Below are 967 nucleotides of genomic sequence, written 5' to 3' on the forward strand. Positions count from 1 at the left end.
AATAGTTCTTCTTTCATGTTCGATTCTAATTTTAAGTTTGTTACTTGCATCAAAGGCAGAAGCCCTTTCTGCGTTTCCTCTTTTTCTTCTTGGCGGATTCATCCTCTGGGAATGACTCATAAGTTTGGGCATTAGACGGAGCGAACAAGCCGATGGAAGAAATACCGTCCCAAGGGTCCTGGCTGCTCTCCGATATGGATGGCACCTGCTCATTCTTGCGACAGCCCTGCTCATATTGCTGAGCAGAGCTGGCTCTTGCTGATAAAAGGTTCTCCGTTCCCTCAAATCTCGCATTCAGCTTGCCAAAGCTATAGTCTCGGCTAATCTGCGTACCCTTGAAGCTATATCCATCCTTGCTGAAACGGATGCCTTGTACCTTGGTTCGCTCCTTATCCTTATAGCCAAACTCTAAGTGAATACCTCGTTTTGCAAGCTCGCTCTTGAACTTCTGCCAACTATCAGAGTTATTCAAGGCACCTTTAACTGCATTGTGAATCTCGTATTTGGCACGCTCAGCATTGTGTAACTTGCGAGTGTTAGTATTGCTCTTGTCCGTTCCGTAAGTAAATCCATACTTGGATTTTAGAGCTTTGGTCACTTGCTCATTACGCCTGTAATCATTCCTGTCTGATATGAGTTTGCCCTCGTTATTGATGCGGTTGTACACGACATGACAATGTGGATTGTCCGTATTGTGATGCCTTACGATGATGAATTGGGTATCGGTGATGCCCATCATCTGCATGTATTCAATGGCTATCTTAGCCATGAACTCATCCGTCAAGCGTGGCTTGTCCTCGGGCTTGAAGCTCAAAGCTATATGTCCCACCGGCTTCTTAATCCTTGGATTTAGTTGCCTTTGCAGCTCAAAGCTTTGCGCCATTTCGGTATTCGTGCCGAGTAACACACCATCAGAGGCAAGGATCTTCGCCTCGTCCTTGCCTGTAACATAGCGGATGCAACCACC

At 46.1% G+C, this 967-nt stretch carries 1 protein-coding gene; it reads right to left on the minus strand.

The window, feature by feature from the left end; translation table 11 throughout:
* Window positions 1-49: 49 nt before the first annotated feature.
* A partial coding sequence (locus DWV53_RS15370) for a relaxase/mobilization nuclease domain-containing protein (RefSeq protein ID WP_118155485.1) occupies window positions 50-967 on the minus strand: 918 nt, incomplete at its 5' end.

Origin of the sequence: Segatella copri, assembly GCF_003465495.1 — a bacterium.
Taxonomy (GTDB): Bacteria; Bacteroidota; Bacteroidia; order Bacteroidales; family Bacteroidaceae; genus Prevotella; species Prevotella copri_G.